This window comes from Euhalothece natronophila Z-M001, from assembly GCF_007904085.1.
Lineage (GTDB): Bacteria > Cyanobacteriota > Cyanobacteriia > Cyanobacteriales > Rubidibacteraceae > Halothece > Halothece natronophila.
The window spans coordinates 266,023-288,547 of sequence record NZ_CP042326.1 but is presented as its reverse complement, the minus strand read 5'-3'; the positions used below and the strand labels follow the sequence as shown (position 1 = coordinate 288,547).

Annotated in this window: 26 protein-coding genes and 1 pseudogene; 10 read left to right on the top strand and 17 right to left on the bottom strand. The window is 40.3% G+C overall.

The features are described 5' to 3' along the window. Positions 1-208: 208 nt before the first annotated feature. Positions 209-868, top strand: a complete 660-nt coding sequence (locus tag FRE64_RS01295) for a DUF3120 domain-containing protein (protein ID WP_246140446.1) — start codon at positions 209-211, stop codon at positions 866-868. Between the two features lie 80 nt (positions 869-948). Continuing rightward, positions 949-1,542, top strand: coding sequence for a GNAT family N-acetyltransferase (locus FRE64_RS01290; RefSeq protein ID WP_146294305.1), 594 nt, complete (start codon positions 949-951; stop codon positions 1,540-1,542). 42 nt (positions 1,543-1,584) lie between these two features. Here FRE64_RS01290 and tnpA read toward each other — a convergent pair whose 3' ends face one another. Beyond that, positions 1,585-1,983, bottom strand: coding sequence for an IS200/IS605 family transposase (gene tnpA, locus FRE64_RS01285; RefSeq protein ID WP_146294304.1), 399 nt, complete (start codon positions 1,981-1,983; stop codon positions 1,585-1,587). 49 nt (positions 1,984-2,032) lie between these two features. Between tnpA and FRE64_RS01280 the strand changes: the two genes are divergently transcribed. Both FRE64_RS01280 and msrB read left to right on the top strand, forming a co-directional pair. After that, positions 2,033-3,313 (top strand): RNA-guided endonuclease InsQ/TnpB family protein, encoded by a 1,281-nt coding sequence (locus tag FRE64_RS01280; protein ID WP_246140368.1) that lies wholly within the window; start codon positions 2,033-2,035, stop codon positions 3,311-3,313. A gap of 159 nt (positions 3,314-3,472) precedes the next feature. Continuing rightward, on the top strand, positions 3,473-3,871 hold the full coding sequence (msrB, locus tag FRE64_RS01275) for a peptide-methionine (R)-S-oxide reductase MsrB (RefSeq protein ID WP_146294303.1): 399 nt from the start codon (positions 3,473-3,475) through the stop codon (positions 3,869-3,871). Positions 3,872-3,900: 29 nt separating this feature from the next. Here msrB and FRE64_RS01270 read toward each other — a convergent pair whose 3' ends face one another. The 8 genes from FRE64_RS01270 to psb34 all read right to left on the bottom strand — a co-directional run bounded on the left by FRE64_RS01270 (position 3,901) and on the right by psb34 (position 10,610). Continuing rightward, complete coding sequence (locus tag FRE64_RS01270; protein WP_146294302.1) at positions 3,901-5,121, bottom strand: D-alanyl-D-alanine carboxypeptidase; 1,221 nt, start codon at positions 5,119-5,121, stop codon at positions 3,901-3,903. A 70-nt stretch (positions 5,122-5,191) separates the two neighbouring features. Beyond that, positions 5,192-6,181 (bottom strand): DUF1517 domain-containing protein, encoded by a 990-nt coding sequence (locus tag FRE64_RS01265; protein WP_146294301.1) that lies wholly within the window; start codon positions 6,179-6,181, stop codon positions 5,192-5,194. Between the two features lie 37 nt (positions 6,182-6,218). Continuing rightward, on the bottom strand, positions 6,219-6,455 hold the full coding sequence (gene thiS / locus FRE64_RS01260; RefSeq protein WP_146294300.1) for a sulfur carrier protein ThiS: 237 nt from the start codon (positions 6,453-6,455) through the stop codon (positions 6,219-6,221). Next, positions 6,445-7,470, bottom strand: coding sequence for a thiamine phosphate synthase (locus FRE64_RS01255; RefSeq protein ID WP_146294299.1), 1,026 nt, complete (start codon positions 7,468-7,470; stop codon positions 6,445-6,447). The genes thiS and FRE64_RS01255 overlap by 11 nt, the downstream gene beginning before the upstream one ends. A 228-nt stretch (positions 7,471-7,698) precedes the next feature. Continuing rightward, positions 7,699-8,166: an anti-sigma factor family protein gene (locus tag FRE64_RS01250; protein ID WP_146294298.1), complete on the bottom strand. Its 468-nt coding sequence runs from the start codon at positions 8,164-8,166 to the stop codon at positions 7,699-7,701. Between the two features lie 172 nt (positions 8,167-8,338). Next, on the bottom strand, positions 8,339-8,998 hold the full coding sequence (locus FRE64_RS01245) for a sigma-70 family RNA polymerase sigma factor (protein ID WP_146297235.1): 660 nt from the start codon (positions 8,996-8,998) through the stop codon (positions 8,339-8,341). Positions 8,999-9,240: 242 nt separating this feature from the next. Further along, entirely contained in the window at positions 9,241-10,338 is a 1,098-nt protein-coding gene (locus FRE64_RS01240; protein ID WP_146294297.1) for a histidine kinase, read from the bottom strand. Positions 10,339-10,439: 101 nt separating this feature from the next. Next, a complete protein-coding gene (gene psb34, locus FRE64_RS01235) occupies positions 10,440-10,610 on the bottom strand; it encodes a photosystem II assembly protein Psb34 (protein ID WP_146294296.1) in 171 nt (56 codons plus the stop codon). Between the two features lie 165 nt (positions 10,611-10,775). Here psb34 and FRE64_RS01230 point away from each other — a divergent pair, with 165 nt between their 5' ends. From FRE64_RS01230 to pyrE, 4 genes are all read left to right on the top strand, one after another. Continuing rightward, on the top strand, positions 10,776-11,033 hold the full coding sequence (locus FRE64_RS01230) for a BolA family protein (RefSeq protein ID WP_146294295.1): 258 nt from the start codon (positions 10,776-10,778) through the stop codon (positions 11,031-11,033). A 40-nt stretch (positions 11,034-11,073) separates the two neighbouring features. Next, positions 11,074-11,397 carry a Grx4 family monothiol glutaredoxin gene (gene grxD / locus FRE64_RS01225; protein WP_146294294.1) on the top strand — a complete coding sequence of 108 codons (324 nt, stop codon included), beginning with the start codon at positions 11,074-11,076 and terminating at the stop codon, positions 11,395-11,397. A gap of 211 nt (positions 11,398-11,608) precedes the next feature. Continuing rightward, positions 11,609-12,325, top strand: coding sequence for a response regulator (locus FRE64_RS01220; RefSeq protein ID WP_146294293.1), 717 nt, complete (start codon positions 11,609-11,611; stop codon positions 12,323-12,325). A gap of 16 nt (positions 12,326-12,341) precedes the next feature. Continuing rightward, complete coding sequence (pyrE, locus tag FRE64_RS01215) at positions 12,342-12,938, top strand: orotate phosphoribosyltransferase (protein WP_146294292.1); 597 nt, start codon at positions 12,342-12,344, stop codon at positions 12,936-12,938. Here pyrE and FRE64_RS01210 read toward each other — a convergent pair. The 5 genes and pseudogenes from FRE64_RS01210 to FRE64_RS01190 form a co-directional block, all read right to left on the bottom strand. Beyond that, complete coding sequence (locus FRE64_RS01210; RefSeq protein WP_146297234.1) at positions 12,925-13,632, bottom strand: Mo-dependent nitrogenase C-terminal domain-containing protein; 708 nt, start codon at positions 13,630-13,632, stop codon at positions 12,925-12,927. The two genes, pyrE and FRE64_RS01210, sit on opposite strands and share 14 nt — an antisense overlap. A 180-nt stretch (positions 13,633-13,812) precedes the next feature. Beyond that, a pseudogene (locus tag FRE64_RS01205) lies at positions 13,813-13,986 on the bottom strand (L,D-transpeptidase); the annotation flags it as partial. Beyond that, positions 13,917-14,141, bottom strand: a complete 225-nt coding sequence (locus tag FRE64_RS01200; protein WP_146294290.1) for a hypothetical protein — start codon at positions 14,139-14,141, stop codon at positions 13,917-13,919. The gene FRE64_RS01200 and the pseudogene FRE64_RS01205, both read right to left, overlap by 70 nt. A 263-nt stretch (positions 14,142-14,404) precedes the next feature. Then, a complete protein-coding gene (locus FRE64_RS01195) occupies positions 14,405-15,100 on the bottom strand; it encodes a hypothetical protein (RefSeq protein WP_146294289.1) in 696 nt (231 codons plus the stop codon). A gap of 160 nt (positions 15,101-15,260) precedes the next feature. Then, positions 15,261-16,292 carry a permease gene (locus FRE64_RS01190; protein ID WP_146297233.1) on the bottom strand — a complete coding sequence of 344 codons (1,032 nt, stop codon included), beginning with the start codon at positions 16,290-16,292 and terminating at the stop codon, positions 15,261-15,263. Between the two features lie 143 nt (positions 16,293-16,435). On the opposite strand from FRE64_RS01190, the gene FRE64_RS01185 reads away from it, so the two are divergent. Continuing rightward, positions 16,436-17,599 carry a DUF3747 domain-containing protein gene (locus FRE64_RS01185; RefSeq protein WP_146294288.1) on the top strand — a complete coding sequence of 388 codons (1,164 nt, stop codon included), beginning with the start codon at positions 16,436-16,438 and terminating at the stop codon, positions 17,597-17,599. 35 nt (positions 17,600-17,634) lie between these two features. On the opposite strand, the gene lysS is transcribed toward FRE64_RS01185, so the two are convergent. The 3 genes from lysS to FRE64_RS01170 all read right to left on the bottom strand — a co-directional run bounded on the left by lysS (position 17,635) and on the right by FRE64_RS01170 (position 21,762). Further along, positions 17,635-19,188 carry a lysine--tRNA ligase gene (gene lysS, locus FRE64_RS01180; RefSeq protein WP_146294287.1) on the bottom strand — a complete coding sequence of 518 codons (1,554 nt, stop codon included), beginning with the start codon at positions 19,186-19,188 and terminating at the stop codon, positions 17,635-17,637. A gap of 461 nt (positions 19,189-19,649) precedes the next feature. Further along, positions 19,650-20,303: a biotin--[acetyl-CoA-carboxylase] ligase gene (locus FRE64_RS01175; protein WP_146294286.1), complete on the bottom strand. Its 654-nt coding sequence runs from the start codon at positions 20,301-20,303 to the stop codon at positions 19,650-19,652. 211 nt (positions 20,304-20,514) lie between these two features. Continuing rightward, entirely contained in the window at positions 20,515-21,762 is a 1,248-nt protein-coding gene (locus FRE64_RS01170; protein WP_146294285.1) for a DUF445 domain-containing protein, read from the bottom strand. A gap of 133 nt (positions 21,763-21,895) precedes the next feature. Between FRE64_RS01170 and FRE64_RS01165 the strand changes: the two genes are divergently transcribed. Further along, a complete protein-coding gene (locus FRE64_RS01165; RefSeq protein ID WP_146294284.1) occupies positions 21,896-22,483 on the top strand; it encodes a hypothetical protein in 588 nt (195 codons plus the stop codon). The last annotated feature ends 42 nt before the right edge of the window (positions 22,484-22,525 follow it).

Sequence of the window (22,525 nt, the reverse complement as noted above, 5' to 3'; positions counted from 1 at the left end):
CTTCTCTATTTACTTGCTTTTGGCTTCTTCGTTGACCGTAGAAAAGCCAATAACATTTAATGTTAAGATAATCTATATCCCCCTGGGGGGCATTCTAATTTATGTGCTATATTAAACTAAGTAAAGATTAGTTAAGAAAATTAGAGAAACCTTGTTTAATAGTTCCTGGCTACCCCCATCAATTTCTCAAGTTGGTGAACGTCTCACCATTTATCTTCGAGCGTTCGTACTCAAACAAAAAAGTTGGCTGATTTTCGCCACATCAGGCTTTTTAGTTTCAATTCCTGTTTTTGCTCAAGCCCCAATGGTTAGAGAATTACCCTGGCTCAGTTTAATTTTAACCTTCGGTTGGGTTGCCCTAGGAATTATTCTTTTTCAGCGTCCTCGAAGCAATATTTGGGGAGACTTGATACTTGGTTTTAGTTGGAGTTGGCTGGCTGGATCAATCTATTGGGGCTGGTTTCGTTGGGAACCAGTGATTCACCTTCCCATTGAAGCGATTGGCTTACCCTTTGCCTTTTTTGCTTTAGCGAGAGGTTTGGGGCCAGTGGGAAATTTGTTTTATTTAGGATCTTTACTAGGAACTGCTTTAACTGATGTATATTTTTATCTAACAGGATTAATGCCTCATTGGCGAGAGTTAATGCGAGTTGATCCTGCTTTATACAAACCCATTTTTCAAGATGCGTTATTAAACATGCAAACTCCTTGGGGAATGAGTTGTGCTGTGTTGATTATCTGTGTTCTCCTCGTTTTAGGAATTTGGAGTCTCAAGCAAAATACACTACCTTGGTTTGCTTTTAGTGGGGCAATTTTAAGCACTCTTTTAGTAGATGGGTTATTTTGGATTGCTGCAGCGATGGCTTAAGTGAAACTGTGCTATAAAAGTAATCAGCGAAGAAAAATTCTTGTTCAAACAAGGCTAATAAATTACCCCCGAAATTTGTTGTGAGCGCCTATACTCCTTTATTTTCCACGCCTTCTTCTAACCCACCCCAATTTCCCACTTTTACTATTCGCCAGGCTCAGATTGAAGAAATTGGTGAAATTTCAGAAGTAATTACCCGTAGTTTTCATTCTTGTGAGGGACTAGGGATCCTAATTTATCCCTTTCTGAAGCTAGGAATTTATGAAGATATTAGGACTCGTCTGTGCAATCAGACCAAGTATTATGCTTGTTTCATCGCTACTTCTAGTACGGGAGGAATTACTGGTGCTGTAGAACTAAGCCTTAGTTCTGCTGAAGGTTGGGTTCCTCAGGAGTATCAATCTACCTATATTTCTAATTTAGCTGTTAGTCCAAGTTATCGTCGCCAAGGAATTGCCCAACGTTTATTAAAAAATTGTGAAAAAATGACGATGAAATGGGGCTTTTCAGAGATTTACCTTCATGTATTAGAAAATAACTGGCAAGCGCAAAAACTCTACAAGCAATGTGGCTATCAGGTATCTCGGGCTGAAACTAGTATTACCAATTGGTTATTTAACCAGCCACGACGGCTACTTCTGAAAAAGACATTAACTCCTTATCATACAGCTTGACCCTAAATAGCAGGATTCAAGCCTCGCCCTTCTAGGGCGATTTCATTTGTTGTCTTGGTTTTCAATATACTCCTTAATCTTTTCTATAGGTGCGCCCCCACAGGAAACAGCAAAATAACTAGGCGACCAAAGATGTTCTTGGTGGGGAGTTAAATCATATTCCTTTCTTAAGTATCTACTAGAAACGCCTTTCAAGTGGTTAACCAGTTTCGAGATGGAATACTTAGGAGGGTATTCAATCAAAAGATGGATATGATCCTTTTCTCCATTCACCTCGATTACACGAAAGTTCATTTTAGTTCCTACTTCTTTGAAAACCTCTGAACATCTATTCCTAACATCTTCCGTTAATACACCTCTTCTGTCTTTAACAACGAAGACCAAGTGAACATAAAGGAGTGTAACACTATGTCTTCCTTTTCTATAATTAGGTGTACTCATATCAGACCAAGTATGCTACAATTCAATTATAGTCATTTTTTTCTTGATCATGAAAGCTCGATACCGCTACCGTATCTACCCCACACCATCCCAGAAAGTCAGCCTTGCTAAACTATTTGGCTGCACTAGAGTGGTTTGGAATGATGCGTTAGCCTACTGTATCGAGCAGTATAATGCTGGAAACAAAAAGCCCAAAAATGGAGAGCTACAAAAGACTTTCGTAACTGAGGCTAAAAAGACTACTGAGAGACAATGGCTAAAAGAGGTCTCTAACATCCCTCTCCAACAATCTCTTAATGATCTTGAACAGGCTTATCAGAACTTTTTTAAGTCTTGTCAGGGAGAGAGAAAAGGTCAACCTGTTAAACCTCCCAAATTCAAAAAACGTAGAAGCGACCAATCTGCTCGTTTCAGAAAAGGAGGGTTCAAGGTTAACGAAAGAACAGTCTTCTTAGCCAAAATTGGCAAGTTAAAGATTGTCTGGTCACGCCCTCTTCCTTGTGAACCGTCATCAGTAACGGTGATCAAGGACTCAGCAGGAAGATATTTTCTCAGCTTTGTTATAGAAATAGAGTCTGAATCCTTAGAAGCAAATGATCAATCGGTTGGAGTAGATTTAGGGATATCAACCTTTGCCACATTTAGTACAGGGGAAAAGGTAGATGCTCCTAAGCCCTTAAAACGGAAGATTAATCGTCTTAGAAAACTTGATAAACAACTTTCCAAGAAAACGAAAGGAAGTAACCGCTATGAAAAAGCAAGGAAAAGACGGGCGAGACTTCATGCAAAATTAAAAGATACTAGAACCGACTTCCTCCACAAGTTATCAACTAGATTGATTCGTGAGAACCAAACAATCGTCTTAGAGGATTTGAATGTGGCAGGAATGGTCAGAAACCATAAGCTCTCTAGAGCAATTAGCGACTTAGGTTGGAGACAATTCCGAACCTTGTGCGAAGCGAAAGCAGAAAAATACGGTCGTGAGTTCCGGGTCATTAACCGATGGGAACCAACCTCCCAGAAATGTTCCTGTTGTGGATTTAAGGGAGGAAAACTAGACTTATCGGTTAGAGAATGGAAATGTGCTAATTGTGGTACATCCCATGATCGGGATATCAACGCCGCAAAAAACATAGTCGCGGGTGGGCAATCCGAGACTCAAGGTGCGCTTTCCGATGCGTCCGACACGGACGCTCGGGTCGCACCTCAAAACGGACGTGGAGGAAAGTGTAAGACTTCCGCAAAGGAAGCAGTTTCCACACCGAAAGGGACGTACTCTGTGCGTGAAGCGTCAACCCTCCAGAATCCTTCAGTTGGTGCTGAAGGGTAGATGGAATCGCCTTCTTTCTAGGAAGGCGAGGATGTCAATTTAGAAACAGTTACAGCTTTTTTAAGTAGATAGTCTATTTTTTATTTGCGTTTAAGGATTGATTGGAATGGTTTAACCGTTACACTAGAAGTAGAACGTTAAGAATTATTAATTAAAATCATGGTGGAAAAAGTAAAAAAAAGCGAGCAAGAGTGGAAACAACAGCTAACACCAGAGCAATTTCGAGTGGCGCGAAAGAAAGGAACAGAACGGCCCTTTACTGGTAAATATCACGATCATAAAGAAACTGGCATTTATAAGTGTGTTTGTTGTGGTCAGCCCTTATTTAGCTCTGAAACTAAATATGATTCTGGCACTGGTTGGCCCAGTTTTTATGCGCCCATTCAAGAAAATAGCGTCGATTATGAAACTGATCGCAGTTTATTTATGACGCGGACAGAAGTGTTATGTTCGGCTTGTGATGCCCATTTAGGTCACGTTTTTGATGATGGCCCCGCTCCTACAGGTAAGCGTTACTGCATGAACTCTGCTGCTTTAGACTTTGAGGCACAATCTTAAGGTTGGTTGATCGCGTTACTAGGATCCGTCTAGGGCGCGATCGCGCTTCTTTCATGTTTAAGGTTCTCTAGGGAGGAGATTTCCCAGTCTTGAGCTAGGGTTTGCAATAACTGGTCTTGTTCTTGCCGAAATCTATTCAGACTGCCATATTGATTCATGATTGCAAAATACACTAAGCCATGAGATTCTGTGGGAATTACTCCAGCTAAAGTGCTAACAGTGGCAAGGCTACCAGTTTTCACAGGGAGTCCTTTTGGGAGAGCGCGATCGCGCAAAGTTCCCCCATCCTCCCCGGTAACAGGCAAGAGATCAGCCAGTGTTCCGTCATTTTCCGCCATGCTAGTCTGCAAATAACGTAAGAGTTTGACCACAGCCCTAGGAGACATTTGATTTTCAACTCCTAAACCAGAGGCATTAATCAGTTTAATTTCTTCTGGGGGGATGGCAGTAACTTGTAAAATAATCTCTCGAATTCCCTCACCGCCACCCATCGGTTTAGCAATTAACTCCGACATAGCATTATTACTATAAATATTCATCCGTTTCAAGATGTCAGTTAAAGGCAAAGATTGGTGACGCAGTAAAACTTCTGTACTATCAGTTGACTTCTTAGTCATGGTCTCCCCAAGAATTTGCACCTCTGGGCGAGGGGTTTCCACGGGCATTTGCTTATATTGACGTTCAATGGGAAATGACCAAGATTGAGAGTCAAACGCTTGTTTTAGTAAATCTGTTGACTTTGTAATCTCCTTCTCATAATTCATAAAGAAATCCCCTATAACAATTAAATCCCCCCTAACTTTCTCAATTCCCAACTCATTCAAAGCATTTCCTAGCGCGATCGCGTCTTCCCAGACAAAAAACGGATCACCACCCCCCTCAATAATTAAATCCCCTTCTAAAACCCCCGCTTCAATTTTTCCTTCTTTTTTCACCACTGTTTCAAAGCGATGTTCGATCCCATAATGTTCTAAAGCTGCAACCGTAGTAGCAATTTTGGTAAGTGATGCACCTGCATGAGTCATTTCGGGGCGATTTTCCGCAAATGTCCACCAATCTGAAGCCACTAAAACTCCTTGCGAAGGAGATAAATCATCTAAATATTTTTGTAAGGTAGTCTTAATTTCTGATTCTGGAGAAGAAGGAAGAGAAAATAACGGTAATTCTTGCCAATTTAAAGGTTGGGCTGGGGTAAGCGTCTCTCCTGCGGAAAAAAAGCCTGTGACAATTAAAGCAATCAAATTAAACATTCAAAATACATTAAAATTAGGTTGGGTTAAGTGCTACAAAACCCAACCCAAATCTAGGAAAACTCAAATATTACAGAGGCTGTAAATCAGGATAAGTTGCTAAAAGATCATCGTTAGACAGAGTATCCCCTTCTGCTTGAGGAGTCCAGATAATTTCAACAGCCAAGAGAGTATCACTGCTGGCACTCCCTAGTTGACGTAAGGCTTGACGCAGGTTGTCAGCATTTTTGACATCAGGAAGCTCTGATTTCCCTTGCACACCAGCTAAAATCGTTACCACAATGTATTCTGCTGGCGACTCGGCAGTTGTGGTTTCACTCTCACTACGACGGAATTGGCTTTCAACATTAGAGAGAGTTTCTTCACTATATTTGCTGCGTTCAGAAAGCGCAAGACGATTAAACTGGGCTTCTGCTTCTTCTAGTCGGGAAACGTTGGATTCACTTTTAGCATAAACCCAATATTCAGGATGGCGTAAAAGGGCAAGGGTTCCTTCTTGTAAGACTCTAGCGCGACCGCTTGCTGTACCCGTATCTGATTTTTGCGCCAGATCATTGAGTTCTTGTTGTAGTTCTTTTGCATCGGCGAGTAATCCCACTTGTACTTTACTGACGGTAACTTTGGGATTAGTGGTGGCAACTCCTCCATCACCACCACCGCCGAAGCCAGAATTTTGGAAGCTACGCACTAAGAAGTTGGCAACGGCAAAGAAAATGAGAATGGTAAAGATACTGCCAAAGCCGCCAAAGCCAAAGAAGGGTAAGAGAAAGGGGAAGCCAAAGCCGCCACCAAAGCCACCACCGCGAGAACCACCTCCGCGAGAGGGCGAACTCGGACTCGGACGACTAAAGCCACCACCACCAATGCGTCCGCCACTACGACGGGCAATTAAGGCCTCTGATTCAATCGAATTTTCTAAGGTGGCTTTATTTATGCTGTCAGTGCGTTCGCTGCTAGGGGAAGCTAAGGCACTGCTAACATTGGTAAAGATAAAGGTTAAGGCAAGGGTAACTAAAGCCACTGACTTTAAAAAGCGTTTCCAAGAAATGTTCCGAAACATAAGATAATTTTTGCTCACTCTTTTTTGCTATCTATCTTTATGATGGAGAATTTTTCAGCGAACCACCACCGACAATGGTTACAATTTCTAGTTGGTCACCTTCTTGAACAAGGGTTGTTGCCCAGTGCTGGCGATGGAGGATTTCACCGTTGTATTCAATGGCAACTAGACGCGGATTATAGTTAAATTTAGTAATGACATCAGTAATGGGGATTTCAGGGGGACAAGTTACCGTATCGCCGTTGATGGTCAGGGTGATGGGGTCATTGGGCATAGCGAATTAAGGTTTCGGTTACACTTTTTGGGTCTGACGCTGCCATAATGGCGCGGACAATAGCAACTCCGTGAGCTTGGGCTTGGATGACATTTTTTATATTATCAGCGTTAATTCCACCAATGGCAAACCAAGGAATGGGAGAATGTTTGGCGGCGTATCGCACATAGTCTAATCCTGTGGCTTTTTTTCCCGGTTTAGTTGGGGTTTCATACACGGGCCCAACTCCGATATAGTCTGCTCCTTCTTTAATGGCGTTTTCCATTTCATGGGGGTTTGTGGTAGAGCGTCCAATAATTTTGTTTGCACCTAAAATTTTACGGGCGGTGGCAATGGGGAGGTCTTGTTGTCCTAAGTGGACTCCATCAGCGTTGACGGCGAGGGCAAGATCAGCGCGATCGTTCATTAGGAATAAGGCGTTATATTCATGGCAAAGCTCACAAAGTTGCTTTCCTTCCCTAATTTGAATCGTATCATCGGCTTCTTTATTGCGATACTGAACAAGGGGGAGTCCTCCTTGTAAGGCGGCTTTAACAATGTCATAAATTTTGTCTGTGGGAGATGTAACGAGATAGAGTCGTGCTGATCTCAGCTTTTCTTGAGGAGAGGTGGCAAAGAGATGGCTTTCTAGGGTGTAAATTTGATAGCGCATCTGTTTGCATTGACTTCCCATAAGGGGATCGTAGAGTTTCCCATATTCTTCTAAGACACGCAGGGCTTCTTGGGTACGGGCGAGGTTAATATGTAAGATTTGTTGAGGGCTGTGGCGGATTTCTTCTTGGGGATGGGTGAGGCTTGTTCCACAATCGTCAGGAGTATTTCTGGCGTTTCGCAGTTCTTCTGTGTGCCAGCTAGCAAGGGTTTGACGGATTTCTTTACAGGTTTGTGCTAGGGTAGAGCAATCAAGGGAAAAACGACACCATTCTTCAATGATACGGATGCCTTCACGAGCGCGATCGAGGTTAGCATCTAAAATACGGTAAATGGCAACAGTTTCCGAAGTCAGAGGGTGCATAAGTTAGAACTAGAAAGTAATCGCGGTTTCAAAAAAAATTTTACAACGATTCAGTCAGAAAGCCATCGGTTTCAAACCGATGGACGGGGCTTTCCTTCGGTTCGGGCTTCTTACGTTTGGAGGAAACCTCCAAACTAAGCCCTCACAATGATAATGATTAGAACAAAAAATCCTCTGCTTCTGGTTTGAAAGTGCCAGTCATTTCATCTCAAGACTCATTTGCGAGATTTAATAGTAATTAAAACTCCCTTCTAGATTATGAGAAGAGGTAGAGTCAGGATAAGTTGGAATGTCAAGGATAGGCTGATCTACACTAATCATTAAGCCTGAAGCTGGAGAGGTTTCAGATGGCTGAGATTCAGCAAGGCGAAAAGAAGGAGAAGCCCTCCAAGCAAAAGCTCCTGATGTTGCGGCAACAAAGACTACAAGTAATATTCGTTTTGCCCATAACTTCACTTCTTGCCAAGTTTGCTGTTGAGATTCAGTGATAACCTGTTCGGTTAATTGGTCCGTGGAAAATGACGAGACTGGAGCAGAGGCTTTTTGTAGGTGATAACGTAGCTGTGAGAGATATTTATAGGTTTTTTGAGCTTGCAGATCTTGACTTAACCACTGTTCAACTTTTTGGTTTTCATCTGAGGTAAGTTCTCCATCAAGGTAAGCACTTAATAACTCAAAATAATCTAGATCGTTCATTGTTGCCTCGCTATTTTAATATCATCTTCAGGGTCCTCTTACTCCTTAATTTTACTAGTCATGTATAACTAATTGAGTTATTTTCCTTGGACAAGGAAAAACAAAATCTATATAATTTATTTCAAATAAGAAGTAGTTGGGTTAATTGTCATTTGGTTATCTTAACTATTAATTATAATTTATAATAAGCCATCAAGACAGTTTGTAATTTTGCTCTGGCGCGAGCGATTCTTGATTTCACCGTTCCAATAGAAACTCCCGTAATACTACTGATTTCTTCATAGGAATATCCCTGAATTTCTCGTAAAACAATAGTAGTGCGGAAGATTTCTGGTAACTGCGCGATCGCGCGATCTAATTCCTCATAAAACTCTTGATTGCTCAAATCTTGCTCAGGGCCTGGTAAATGGGTGGGTACTTCCCAGCTCATTTCCCCATCCTCCACTAAACGGGGAGCATCTAGAGAAAGAGGATTTTGCCCTCGCTTTCGTTTACGTAATTCATCGTAAAATAAATTAGTAGCAATACGACTGAGCCAACCTCGAAACTTAACCGGTTCTTTCAGGCGTTGGATATTACGATAAACTCGGATCCAAACCTCTTGCACTAAATCAGCCCGATCAGACCAATCTGGGGCTAAATGGTAGAGTAACTTTTCCACATAACTTTGATGACGGCGTAAGAGCTCAGAAAAGGCTGCGCGATCGGGCTTAATTCCCTGTTGACAGAGTAAAACCAAATCCTGATTTGAGAGTTGTGTAACGGGAGTTGGTACTTGAGAAGCGGCTGAAGCTTCCCGATTTGACCAAGAAGTAGAAAAATAGGAATTCATCAACTGATTGCTTGCATTCATTTTCGTTCCTGTCGAATAACAAAGACTGAAGCCACGACCATAAAGTTCCTGATTAGTCAAAATTCAGTACTTATTATGATTTAGCTTGCGTTCATTATCTCAGAATTACTAGTTATATTTTGTATTTTAATGAACTATTAATCCGAAAATTTTCTGAAATTTCTAACGCAAATTTGACACTCCGCCTCCTTTAGGTGGCGGATTCTCGCTACCCGTGATTTTTAGTAAACAGGTAGAGTAAAGTGAAAGCAACTGCCTCGGTTTGTGTCACTATCCACCCAAATCTCTCCATAGTGAGCGCGTACCACTTGACGACAAAGAGATAAGCCTAGCCCATATCCTTCTTTGGCTTCATCTCGTTTTAGACGTACTCTCCCTTCAAAGATGCTTTCTCGTTTTTCAGGAGGGATACCTGGTCCGTCATCACAAATTGTCACTTGAATTTTCTGGGAGGTTCGATGTAAGAGAGAAACCTTAATAGTCCCTTTCTCTGATGTATATTTCACTGCATTATCTAATAAATTAACAATCACTTGTCGGATTAGTTCTGGATCCGCATGGGCTTCAGGAACATCTTGCGGTAAATCTTTTTTAACATTTAAACATTTGCGAGCCAGAGTATCCTGGAAGTGGTCTAAAATCTCATGACTGAGTGCTTGCAAATTGAGTTTTTGCGGTTGAATATTTAATTCTGCATCTTTTCCCTGAGCCGTTTGCAAAATGTCAGTAATCATCCGATTCATGATGCGAAACTGGGTTTGCGCCTGGCGGAAAATTTGTTTCTTGATTTTTTCCACCTTCTGTTGGTCAGGATTTTGATCGGTTAGTTCTAAAGTTTCCAGCGCGATCGAAGCCGCAGTTAGAGGATTTCGCAAATCATGAGCTAACATCGCTAATACCTGATCTTTGAAGCGAATCTGCTCATTAAGTTCCTGATTTTCTTGTTTTAGACGAAAAATTTCATCGGAAAGACGTGTTAATTCTCCCGAATATGTCACTGCCTCAGAAACTGATGAGGACTCCTGATCTGATTGCGACTCTTGTTTTGCACTTTGAACCCATCGTGACCAACACTGCTCTAACTGATTAACTAAATTAGTGCCAGCTATTGTTTGACGAGGTTGAGGAGCAATTTTAACTAAAGCAGGTGTTGCAACTAACCGAAAATTTTCAGCTAAGTGAGGTTGCTCCGCAACATTAACCATCTGCAGTTCAAAGGGATAATCTTCTTTGAGAGCTTCAAGATAGTTTTGGATTCCCTGAAGATGCTCTTGAGAGCTAGAACGCTCATCAATGAACAATAACAACTGAAGTGGCACGGGTTCTTTGATCCTTTTTAATGCTTATTGAAGTTAATTATTGCCTAAGCAAACTAGTCCTAGGATATCAACTTCAGATCAGCATTGGGGGCAATCTACCTTTAAGAAATCGAGAAAGCAACAAAGACTAAGCCACTCACCAATAACAATGAAATGGCTCCCATAACAATGTAATTCCGTTTTTGCTTTTTATTAGGAGGTTCAGCAACATACATTTTTGGTTGCACTGCAAAGTTATTTAAGCGACCCCCATCTTCTTTGGTATATGGCATACTAAATCCTTAATTGGCTTCAACTCTTTCAATGCATCGTAATAAATTCTGGCGAGGAAGTTAAGTTATTTTTGCTTTTTTTAACATTTCTTTGCATTGTCGAGCAAAAGGGAGAGATGGTTAAGATATAAACACAGTAGCCTTTATTATCCAAATCTCTCAATTATGATTACTTTAGAGCAAGTGGAAACAATGATCAAAGCGAAACTGCCAGACGCTCAAGTCAAAGTTCAAGACTTAACTGGTGGTGGTGACCATTTAGAAGCAGTGGTTGTTTCCTCCGAGTTTGAAGGAAAAAACCGTGTTAAGCAACATCAAATGGTCTATGGGGCTTTACAAGAAGCGATGGCTTCTGAGGCAATTCATGCCCTTGCCCTAAAAACTTATACTCCTTCAGCTTGGGAAGAAGCTAAAACGGCTTAAACGTTATTGTAGATAGAAACCGATTATTTAGAATTGAACTATGTCACCAGAAGCAAACCAGCGGATTGAAAACCTAATCAACAATAACAAAATTGCCGTTTTCATGAAGGGAAACAAGTTAATGCCCCAGTGCGGGTTTTCTAACAATGTTGTCCAGATTTTAAATGCGATGGGCGTTCCCTATGAAACTTATGATGTTTTAGAGGATCCCGAAGTGCGGCAAGGCATTAAAGAATATTCCAACTGGCCGACGATTCCTCAAGTCTATGTAAATGGGGAATTTATTGGCGGTTGTGACATTATGATTGAGCTCTATCAAAATAATGAGTTACAACAAATGCTAGAAGTTGCCCTTGCCTCCTAACTAGCAAAACAATAGCAGATTGAGCTTAAGCCCCCTCCTAGTAAGAATTCATCAGGAGCGGGGCTTTATTATTGGGCTTAATACTTTCCCCTCTCTATTCAAGTGACATCGTAAGTGATATGATTCAGAAAAACTCTGTTGATAAATTCTGTTATTAGCATCTTGCTAGGGAGACAGAGATTAAAGTCTGGAAACTGGAAAGCTGTAAAAAATGAGTAAGATAAGAGTCATTTTAATTGAAGACCATGACTTGACTCGCATTGGCATTCGTACTTCTCTCGAGCAAAGGGAAGAAGTAGAATTTCTAGGCGAAGCTGTTGATGCAAAACAAGGATTGGCATTAATTGAAGAAAAACAGCCCGATGTCGCGATTGTGGATATTGGGCTACCTGATATGGATGGAATTGAGTTAACTACTCATTTCAAACAAGCTCAAGCCGAAAATGAGGCTCTACAAAAGGTAAAAATCCTGATTTTGACCTTGCAGGATAGTGAGGAATATGTGCTGGCAGCGTTTGCCGCTGGGGCAGACTCTTACTGCATGAAAGATATTAGCTTTGATTTGCTGTTAGAGGCTTTACGAGTTACGAAAGAGGGAAGTTCTTGGATTGATCCCGCGATCGCGCGTTTGGTGATTTCTAAAGCAAAAACCATTACCCCCCAACAAGAAGAAGAGGTAAACACACGCCAAATCAGTGCCTCAGAACCAGAATATGAGCAACTCATGGAAGCCTATCCCCTGACGGAGCGAGAATTAGAAGTCTTACAACTGATTGTGGAAGGGGCAAGTAACGCTGAAATTGCTGAAAAGCTCTATATCACTGTCGGAACGGTTAAAACACACGTTCGTAATATTCTCAATAAACTCTGTGCCGATGATCGCACCCAAGCCGCTGTTCGTGCCTTACGTTCCGGCTTAGTTGGATAGTCCTACCTAACACCAAATTAACCAATCACAATTGACCAATAACCATTTAAACCGCTCAAAACAAACCTTACTGCACCTTCTAGCGACAGAAGCGTATCAGGAAGGAGAATTTACTCTGTCTTCGGGGCAAAAAAGCACCTATTACATCAACTGCAAACCGGTTTCTCTCAGTGCAGGAGGATCTCTTGCAATTGGCAATCTCTTTTTAAATCTCCTCCCTGAAGATGTTCAAGCGGTTGCAGGCTTAACCTTAGGCGCAGATCCCTTAGTAACAGCAGTAACAGTTGCTTCTGCTTACAACAATTGTCCGATATCAGGGCTTATCATTCGTAAACAAGCAAAAGGGCACGGTACAAATGCCTACTTGGAAGGCAAACAACTCCCTCCTAAAACAAAAGTAGTTGTGTTAGAAGATGTAGTGACTACAGGAAAATCGGCTCTATTTGCCGTGGAAAAATTACAAACCGCAGGATATGAGGTAACTCAAATTCTAGCGATTGTTGACCGAGAACAAGGGGGAAAAGAACTTTATCAGCAAGAAGGAATTGAGTTTCAAGCTCTTTTTTCGATTGCGGAAGTGCAAGCCTATGCTCGCAAACTTAACAATACTTAGAAACATCCTCATTACATTCCTCAGCGAGGAAGGATAAAGCTCGAAACCTTAGCCCCATTAGTTGCTCGTACAACGGATTCAATTTGCATAATGGCGGAATACGCACGATTTTGTGACCAAAGAGCTTAATATCACGTTCAAAGGGGCATTGGGGTGGAACTAACTTACAGATAAATCTTGCCAGGCGTGGATCTTGAATTTCCATGCCATCCAACCAATTCCGAACAGGTTTTAGGGGATCATAAGAGGGGTTTTCTGAATCCTGTGGTTCATTTTGGTTATCAGAGGATAAATGCTCACTTACATCTACAGATTCGTTATCAGCAAGGGTATGCTCTAGAGACTTGAGAGCTTCAATATCTAACTCTAGCGCTTGACAAAATGAATTAAGGAGATCTGCTTCCGCACGAGAATAAACCCCATCTGCTAAAGCAACCATTACCGCAGTACGTAAGAAATTTTCAGCAACAGCTTTGTCTTTTCCCAAGGTGGCGGCTAATTCTTCAGGGCTGACTAAATCAACATGATTCAGTTTAATATCTGGGGTTAACTCTTCTTGGGTAATTTTGGTAATGAGATGTTTTTCTTCTAAATCAAAATCTCCATCAGCCCAAGCTACAGTTAATAAACCACGAATCCAAGTGGACACTTCTTCTTTAGAATTAGTATGAGAAATTTTGGCAAAACTAGTCATCATAGATAAGATCGAACTAATTAGATACTGCTTCTTATATTTACTACTAAGGCTTTAAACCCCTTGTTTGAAAGGAAACAGCAGGGTTGGTTACAAAGCCTTACCTTTCTTTCAACAGTATTCTAACTTAGCAAAACTTCGTAATACCTGTTCCAGTTGAGAGATATTGAACAAAGTTGACTATTCCTTAACAATTACTTTATCCCCGACGCTGATTTTTTCAAACATTTCAGAAATATCGTCATTACGCATTCTCACACAACCGTGAGACACAGCGTCTCCCATCACGCTTTCATCAGGAGTACCATGAAAACCAATATCATTGACTCCGTCTGTCCAAAAACCAATCCAGCGTTATCTTCTTCTAGTAATGCTGTTACTTCTACAGCCTCAGCAATGACACCGCGAATAATTAATAATGAATCTGGAGGAGCTTCTAATATTTCAGTGTCTAAGGCTTGTAAAACTTCATTAAAAGTTTGCTGGGCTCGGGTGATCCGTCTCGCCATCTCCACCCGAAATATGATATCGCCTCCTTCCACCTCCTGAAACAGATTTTCGAGATTCGTGATTAGGGTTTCGGCTTCTTCTTGAGGGATGTTATTGTCAGTGAGAGTTGAGAGTAAAAAATCTTGAGCTTCGGGAGTAGAATCAGTAAGGTGAGTTGCTAAATTACTCCGAAATTTTTGTCTGGGTGATTGAGCAATTTGTTGGCTAGGATTACTCGATTGAGCCTTCTGTTGATTAAACGTTGGGGGATTGGTATGAGCAACTAATGTCTCTTCTCTTTCTTCTGTTTGCCTTGCGGTCTGACTAGGGCGAGTTTCGGGGGTAAAAAAACCTGCGCGATCGCGCTTTGTAAATTTTCTAATTGCTCAGAAGACAGTCCCTCTTGCTCAGAAACCTCATTCAACGCGCTACTAATAACCGTTAATTGCCCTTTTTGACTTTGACTAAGGTTGGACTGAGGAATTTCCTCTAAGGCTTTTTGTAACATTGCTACTTCTTCAGGGCTGAGGCTAAAAGATGCTTCCGCCTGTTGAATGAGCAACATCTGGTTAACCGTTGCTACTTCCTCTTCAGATAAACTAGAAAATATATTTTGTAGTCCCTTTAGTTGACTAGCGGGAATTTCATAAGGAGAAGAAGACTGTCTAGCAATTTCTCTAAGGGCACTTTGAACTGCCTTAACTTCTTGACTCTCAACAGAGGAAAAATCAAAAACTTCTACTAATTCTAAACCACGAATCGTTTGTATCAGCTCTTGACTTGTAAGCGTTTCTGAAGATTCCTCGGAAGATTGTTGGACAGTTGTAGAATTTCGATTAGAATCATCTGGTCGCCATTCTAGCGCGATCGCTGGAGTAGCTACCGATGACGAAAACAAAACAATGGCACTGGTCAAGACCCCTGTTTTCATTGGTTGACTTAATAAGATCCGTTCTCGGAGGCAACTGCTGAAGGTCACAATTATTTTCTCCTCACAACACACTAAATTTCATTGAAATACCCTAACCTTATATAGGCAGTATTCTATCACAATTAATCGTAATTAACTACTATGATAGTTGTAGTTTGCTTCTGATTTCATGAAGTTTTGTAATTGTCCTAAAATGTCATAAAATGTCTTAACTAGAGAGGTAATAAGACGCAAGAGTCAGAATAAAAATTAATTGCGCTGCAATCAAAAACAAATAAAACACAATTCTAGGCTTAAAAACTGACAGCATTAAGCCCACACTTTTTAAATCAATCATGGGGCCAAAAACAAGAAAAGCTAACAAAGAGCTCGTGGTAAAAGTGGAAGCAAAAGACAGGGCAAAAAAAGCATCAACTGTTGAGCAAATTGAAATCAAGCCCGCCAGCAACATCATCACAAAAATTGAAGTCACTGGGCTTTGTCCTAACCCTAAAATGACTTCCCGAGGGGTAAACATTTGAATGCTGGCAGCAAAAGCACTTCCTAAAACTAAAATTCCCCCTAATTCTCGTAACTCTTGGGTCATATTATCAAGAAAAACTTTCAGATCAAATTTATTGAGAAAGTACCTTAAATTTTTAGTTTGTGGAACACTCTCAGTCGCAACCGCTTGGAACGGAACAGCTTGACCAGCACTGCTTAGTAAAAATGTTCCTGATTGTAATAAAGGGGAATCATTACCACCAGAACTTGAAGAAGAATTAACCTCCTTAGAATAGTATTTCAACTGCTTGGCTAAAGTTGGCTGTAGCAGAACTTTAACATCACTTTGAACACTGAAAATACAACTCACAATAATCGCCACAATTAAAGAGAATAAAATGCGTAACCAAACAATTTGCGGTTGATCCCGAAAGGCAACCCATGTTGACCAAATAACAATCGGGTTAATGGTAGGGGCTGCTAATAAAAAACCAATAGCAACTGAAATTGGAATTCGCTGTAACAACAACCGTCTTGCCACGGGAACATTTCCGCATTCACAAACAGGAAATAAAAATCCAATCACACTTCCCACTAAAGCTCCTAGAATTGGATTTTTGGGTAAAGATTGAACTAAGCTAGCTTCATCAATAAAAATGAGAATAAGACTAGAGAGAATTACCCCCATTAATAAAAAAGGAAACGCCTCTACCAGTAAACTTAGAAATAAGGTGAACGTATTGGACAGTTGATTAATCATCATGCAGGAAACAAAACTAATGTTTATACAGTCATAAAGGGACTAAAATAGATTAGCATCAGAAAGATTGCTCTCCTAACATTTCAGGAGAAGTCATAACCAATTCTATTTGATCAACGAGTCTATCCTAAATCATACCTATGAATTTGAAAAAATTTACCGCCGTTACAACCGCAACCAGTCTCGCAGTTATTTTGACAGCACAAGTTGGTAATGCCCAGCTATTCCAAGCAAAAGATGTGGAACAAGATGATCACATTGCCATTGCTGCCCCCTTTGGCGATGGAAACTATCAGCTTTTAGTCGTAGAACAACTCACTGATGAACGACAATGTTGGGATGAAAGTGGTTCAGAACCCGTCGTTGTTGAACCCTTACTACAAGAATTTGACTTTACAGGAATTTGTGGACGGGCAACTGATACTAACGGTTATTCCATCCGAGTGGATGGGAGAGATATGGGGCAACGTTATAATCTCAGCGTAGTAGAACGAGATGATGAACTCCTTTTAGTGGGAAGACCCCGAAATCGAGGAGAAGGAGAGCCAATGGTCGTTGGGCGTACCCATGGCCTGGCAGAAGGAGAATATCTAAAATTTGATTTAGAGCCAGGTTGGAGTTTTGCCAGACGTACCTTTGAAGATCGAACCCTGGGTCACTACTATCTCGCAAAAACCACTGTTGATATGCCTTTTGCTGATGCCCGTCAAGACTTATATGTTCGTGAAATTGCCCAAGCTGTAGATAAGGGATTTATTTCTGGATTTGAAGATGAAACATTCCGTCCAACAGATCAATTGACTCGGGAACAGGTGGTCTCTATGGTGATTAATGCTTTAGAAGGAATCCCTGAATTAGAGCTAGCTGTATCAGATCAAGCCGATAGTGATCCTTATCCTGATGTAGAAGCAAATCGCTGGAGTTCTGGGCGTATTACTTGGGCAAAGGAAAATGATATTATTGCCGGTTACGATGATGGGACATTTCGCCCCACTGATCCTGTAACTCGCGCCGAATTAATTGTCATTGAAAACCGAGCCATTGAATATGTCCGCAACCAGTTAGGAGAAACAGGCGAATTAGCCACAACTGAGGATCCGATTAACTTTGCTGATATGAGTGGTCATTGGGCGGAGGATGTTGTAACTCAGATGTCTGCTTATTGTGGTGTTGCGTCTCCTTTAAATGAACAAGGAAATGACTTTGCGCCCAATGAACCAGCACAACGAAATTATGCAGCTGCTGCAACAGTGAGAATGCTGGACTGTTTGCAAAGTGAGGAAGTTGCCACTCTTGATAACTAGATAATAGCGAGGTGGGGAGAACCCACCTTTTTCGCTTAGGTTGATTCTTCCTTGGGCGTTGAACCTTTGAGTAAGGGGAAGGCAATAACGTCACGAATACTAGGAGAATCGGTTAATAACATCACAACGCGATCAATCCCAATGCCAAGCCCTCCTGTGGGGGGCATTCCGTATTCTAGGGCAGTTAAAAAGTCTTCATCGACGTTGTGCGCTTCGAGATCACCCGCTGCTTTTTTGGCAGCTTGTAACTCTAAACGTTCTCGTTGATCAAGAGGATCAGTTAATTCTGAGAAGCTATTGGCAATTTCTCGTCCTGCAATATAGAGTTCAAAGCGTTCCACTAATCCTGTTTTAGAACGATGAGGCTTTGCGAGGGGGGAGATTTCTTTAGGAAAATCAAGGACAAATGTGGGCTGAATTAGAGTTTCTTCTACTCTCTGTTCAAAGGCTTCATTTAATAATTGACCGATGGATTGACAATCTTCAGGAACGCCAATTCCCACTTGTTCGGCAGCCGCTTTAGCTTCGGAAAACTCATTAAATTGACTAAAATCAACTCCTGTTTTTTCGGCAACTAATTCGTGCATGGTTGTCCGTTTCCAAGGAGAATTTAAGTCAATGGTTTCCCCTTGATAATATAAAATTAATGACCCTAATACTTCCTTAGCCGCGCAGGTGATGACATTTTCAGTTAACGTCATCATATCATAATAATCAGCATAAGCCTGATACACTTCAATGGAGGTAAATTCAGGATTATGGCGAGTAGAAATTCCTTCATTGCGGAAAATTCTTCCTAGTTCAAAAACTCGCTCGAAGCCTCCCACAAGTAAGCGTTTGAGATGGAGTTCTGTAGCAATTCTTAAATATAAATCCATCTCTAAGGTGTTATGATAAGTAACAAATGGACGGGCATCTGCTCCACCTGCTTCGGCTTGTAAAACAGGGGTTTCAATTTCTAAAAAGTTGTTTTCTTCTAAATAGCGTCGAATCGCAGCAATAATTTTTGCCCGTTTACGGAAAGTTTCTCGAACATTAGGATTAACGATTAAATCCACATAACGCTGGCGATAACGCTTTTCTGTATCAGTTAAACCATGCCATTTATCAGGAAGGGGGAGTAAGGATTTGGTTAAAATACTATATTGACGAACATTAATGGAAAGTTCACCTTTCTCAGTGCGTTTAATTGTTCCTTTGACTCCTAAAATATCTCCTGTGTCGGTTTGTTTTTTTAACAAGTTAAAGGCATTTTCTAGTTCACTCATACCAGCAGTAATGCGCTTTTTATCTAAGTAGAGTTGAATATTTCCTGTTTCATCTTGAAGGGTAAAAAATGCAAGTTTACCGAAAACTCGCCTCGCTGTAATTCTTCCAGCGATAGAAACTTCTGTTTCTACTTCTTCCCCATTTTCTAATTGCACATATTGCTGTTGTAATTCATTGGCATGGTGAGTAATTTCCCATTTATAAGCAAAGGGGTTTAATCCTTCTTGTTTTAGGGTTTCCACTTTTTGAATGCGCGTGGCACGAATTTCTTTTAAGCTAGAGGCACTTTGTTGTTGATTTTTTTCTTCTGAAGAGGACATGGTAAATAAAGAATAATTAATAAGGTTTACGATTATAATCGCTAAGTCACATAGCAATTTTTAATCAGTTGTAAATTTTTGCATTTTATTCCCCCTTTACTAAGCAGGGTCGTTTCATTCTCCTGAAATCCCCCTCAGGTGGGGAGGTGGGGAGATAGGGAGATGGGGAGACAAACCCCCTTTCCAGGTTTGTGCTTCGTTCTAGACTTTAAGACAGGAAAGCAATTTAGCGGCTTTTTCTTAAGAAGAAGTTAAATCAGAAGAAATAATCGCGATCACCCTGCCATGTAAGGATTTCAGGCGATTACTTTCAATTTTTTTCCCCACGAATGAAACACCCCTGCCCTTTACTACGGGGAAATAGGAAGCTAATTTACTTTTTACGAAGCAGATTATAATTGCCATAGCAACGCCCATTATAGTAGATTAAGGCTAGTTTGTGGAAGAAAATCAGAGAATCATTAATTTAGGAGTCGCGCTTCATATTCAGGTAATATCGCAGTAATCCCTTCTTGGCGGTAACGTTGGTATCCCAATAGTAAACCATTAATAACAATGATTTTTAAGTCAGGGAGACTCGCTATTGTTGGCGGTAACTTATAATTATATAAATCTTCCTTTAATGGCAAGGATGAATTGAAGGAGGGAATGAAGTTGGTTTGATTAATATAGTCTTTTAGAGTAATTCCTAACTCAGGAACAGTATTTTCCCAGTTTAAGCCAATACCAATAACAACTGCTTTTAATTTTTGAGTTTTTAGATGGGTTTCAATTAGAATGCCTCCTAGTTTTTTCCGATTTAGAAAGATATCATTTAACCATTTAATTTGTGCAGGAATTTGGTAATTTCTTAACATTTCAGTTACGCCAAAAACGCTACTAATGGTTAAGTAAGATGGCTGTTCAATTTTCATTTCTGGCGTTAAAATGAGGGAAAGATAAAGCCCCCCTAAACTAGACACCCATTGTCTTCCCCATTGTCCTTTACCCGCAGTTTGTTCGTCTGCTGTAACTATAAAAGGAGTCTTTTCTCCTTGTTGGAATAGTTCCCAAGCAGTTTTATTGGTTGATTCTAATTGCTGAAAGTGATGAATTGGTAATGAATCATAGTGCATATATCTATTACTCTATTTTGTTATTTAGCCTGATTACCCCGTTCAAGTTATATTTACGCATTGTTTAGAAACTTATTATAGATCGTTGGCATTAATTAGGGGATTTTCCAGAAGTTTGAGATGAATTTTAATAGCCTGTCGCAGTATCTAGTTTTTCCTGCTTAGCGTAGGTTAATGTATGCTTCATCTACAAAAGCCTTGAACTCTTTTATTAACTAAAGTAAAAATAGGTTGCCTGTAATGTTCCCACTAAAAAGCCTAAAATTCCCCCAAGATTAACAATTGCTTGTAATTCGTTTTTAACAATAGAATTAACTGTAGTTTCTAACTCCTCAGGTGTTGTAGAATTAACACGATTAATAATTACTTCATCAATAGATAAAATCGGAATAATTTTTGTAATAATTTCTTCTAATTCCTCTTCCAAATATCGCTCTAAAATTAAAGATAGCTCTTCACTAACCACCTCCAAAGACTGATCGACAGCTTCCGATGATTGTAAACGTTTAATAATAAGTACTGCTACATCCTCCCAGTCAATAGAACTTCCTAAAGATTGAACTAAGCCTGCACCTTTATCTTGTAGGTAAGTTTGTATCGACTCTCGAACTGTTTTACGAAATTGACGAACAGTTGAAATAGGTAAATTTTGGAGAGATAAACTTTTCAACCATTCCCTAAGACGAGCGCGAATTTCAAGGGTAACTACTAATTCCTCAATGCGGAGATTAGCTGTTTCTTTTTCATCCAAGCAAAAAGCCCGCAAACGATTTAGAGTATTACGCAACCCAAATAAATTTGCAACTACCCAATAAGTTCCACTAGATTTTTCTCGAAAAGTTTCATCAATAATTTGGATATTACGGTCAGTAAGTAAATCAATAATAATTTGTCGAATACGGTTAGGAGGTAAAATAACATCTACTAGCCAATCAGATAGTTGTTTAGCCTGGTTATCTGTAAACTGAAAATCAATGAGGACTTGGTCAAAAATTTGGTTAAGTTGTGCTTCTAAAAAGTCTTCTCGGCGAGACAAAACTTTAACGACTCTTGGCAAAGATTCACTAAATAAATCTCGTAGGATATTTCCTAAAACTTGAGCACTTTTTTCTTGTTTGTTTTGCCCAATTTGCTTAATTGAAGATTTTAATAGCCATGAAATTGCTCCTTTAACTCGTTCTGGTTGCAAGAGACGACGGGCAATTTTTTGTAATTCTTCTGGGGTTAATAGTGACCCCATAATTGTATTAGCGACGCGTTGGGCGAGATTGGCTTGATTACGAGGGATTAACCCTGGAGTAAAAGGGACTCGCTTTTGACCCAAATAAAGAGGCTTATAAGGGCGAAATAGCATTTTGATAGCAATGTCATTGGTGAAATAGCCAATGGTTGCTCCCGCGACGGGAGGAACTAAGAGTAACCCAAGTTCAGAAAAATTCAAAGTTAATCGGATAAACAGTACGCCATGCCTATTTTATCGAATTCTGCCACTTTGGATAAAGTATTGCCATTTTTAGCTAAAGTAGGAAACGAAGCGATTGCAACTAGTAGCAAATTTAAGCTTTGCTTGCGTGACTAGGACTTCCTTGCTTATGAGCTATACCACTGAAGAGCTAATTGAAATTCTCGATCAAGAATTAAGAGCAAACTGGCAAGGGAAACGAGTCTTATTTTCTTCCTCGGAGCGTTTGAATAATCCTGTCTTAGCAAAAGCCATTGGCACCGAAAAATTAAGCAAAATTTTTGCTTATCGTGATTTTCGCGCTCAAATTCATGAATATCAACGCCAGCATAAAGTTTCAGGATTAGTTTGGCGAACTTATTACTTTAACGGCTATGAGGTGGCTTGTCCTGAACTTCATAATCAATTAATTGCTATTCCTGAAGATAAAGAAACATTAATTAGAATTAAACCGCAAATTTTAGAATTCTGGCAACAAGCGACTAAAAACCTTTTCTTATGGCAAGAAGGAACGCCTCCCATAGAAATTGACCCTGAAACAGTTAATCATCGGGCAACTGAGGCAGAATGGCTGGAAGTAGAAACCACACAAACTGATCTCATTTTAAATCTTTGTTGGGGCAATCCAAAAGAATGCCATTATCAATGGGCGAATCCGAATTCTGGGCGCGATCGCGTTATTGCTACTTTTCAAAAATCTTCTCCTTTTCTTCATTAAGTTGACATATTTTAGTGAGCAGCTAGTTGCAATTCCTCAAAA

Coding starts and splice junctions, on each gene's coding strand:
- tnpA (WP_146294304.1), bottom strand. CDS start 1,983: ATGAGTACACCTAATTATAGAAAAGGAAGACATAGTGTTACACTCCTT.
- FRE64_RS01280 (WP_246140368.1), top strand. CDS start 2,033: ATGAAAGCTCGATACCGCTACCGTATCTACCCCACACCATCCCAGAAA.
- msrB (WP_146294303.1), top strand. CDS start 3,473: ATGGTGGAAAAAGTAAAAAAAAGCGAGCAAGAGTGGAAACAACAGCTA.
- FRE64_RS01270 (WP_146294302.1), bottom strand. CDS start 5,121: ATGTTTAATTTGATTGCTTTAATTGTCACAGGCTTTTTTTCCGCAGGA.
- FRE64_RS01265 (WP_146294301.1), bottom strand. CDS start 6,181: ATGTTTCGGAACATTTCTTGGAAACGCTTTTTAAAGTCAGTGGCTTTA.
- thiS (WP_146294300.1), bottom strand. CDS start 6,455: ATGCCCAATGACCCCATCACCCTGACCATCAACGGCGATACGGTAACT.
- FRE64_RS01255 (WP_146294299.1), bottom strand. CDS start 7,470: ATGCACCCTCTGACTTCGGAAACTGTTGCCATTTACCGTATTTTAGAT.
- FRE64_RS01250 (WP_146294298.1), bottom strand. CDS start 8,166: ATGAACGATCTAGATTATTTTGAGTTATTAAGTGCTTACCTTGATGGA.
- FRE64_RS01245 (WP_146297235.1), bottom strand. CDS start 8,998: ATGAATTCCTATTTTTCTACTTCTTGGTCAAATCGGGAAGCTTCAGCC.
- psb34 (WP_146294296.1), bottom strand. CDS start 10,610: ATGCCATATACCAAAGAAGATGGGGGTCGCTTAAATAACTTTGCAGTG.
- FRE64_RS01230 (WP_146294295.1), top strand. CDS start 10,776: ATGATTACTTTAGAGCAAGTGGAAACAATGATCAAAGCGAAACTGCCA.
- grxD (WP_146294294.1), top strand. CDS start 11,074: ATGTCACCAGAAGCAAACCAGCGGATTGAAAACCTAATCAACAATAAC.
- FRE64_RS01220 (WP_146294293.1), top strand. CDS start 11,609: ATGAGTAAGATAAGAGTCATTTTAATTGAAGACCATGACTTGACTCGC.
- FRE64_RS01210 (WP_146297234.1), bottom strand. CDS start 13,632: ATGACTAGTTTTGCCAAAATTTCTCATACTAATTCTAAAGAAGAAGTG.
- FRE64_RS01200 (WP_146294290.1), bottom strand. CDS start 14,141: ATGGCGAGACGGATCACCCGAGCCCAGCAAACTTTTAATGAAGTTTTA.
- FRE64_RS01185 (WP_146294288.1), top strand. CDS start 16,436: ATGAATTTGAAAAAATTTACCGCCGTTACAACCGCAACCAGTCTCGCA.
- lysS (WP_146294287.1), bottom strand. CDS start 19,188: ATGTCCTCTTCAGAAGAAAAAAATCAACAACAAAGTGCCTCTAGCTTA.
- FRE64_RS01175 (WP_146294286.1), bottom strand. CDS start 20,303: ATGCACTATGATTCATTACCAATTCATCACTTTCAGCAATTAGAATCA.
- FRE64_RS01165 (WP_146294284.1), top strand. CDS start 21,896: ATGAGCTATACCACTGAAGAGCTAATTGAAATTCTCGATCAAGAATTA.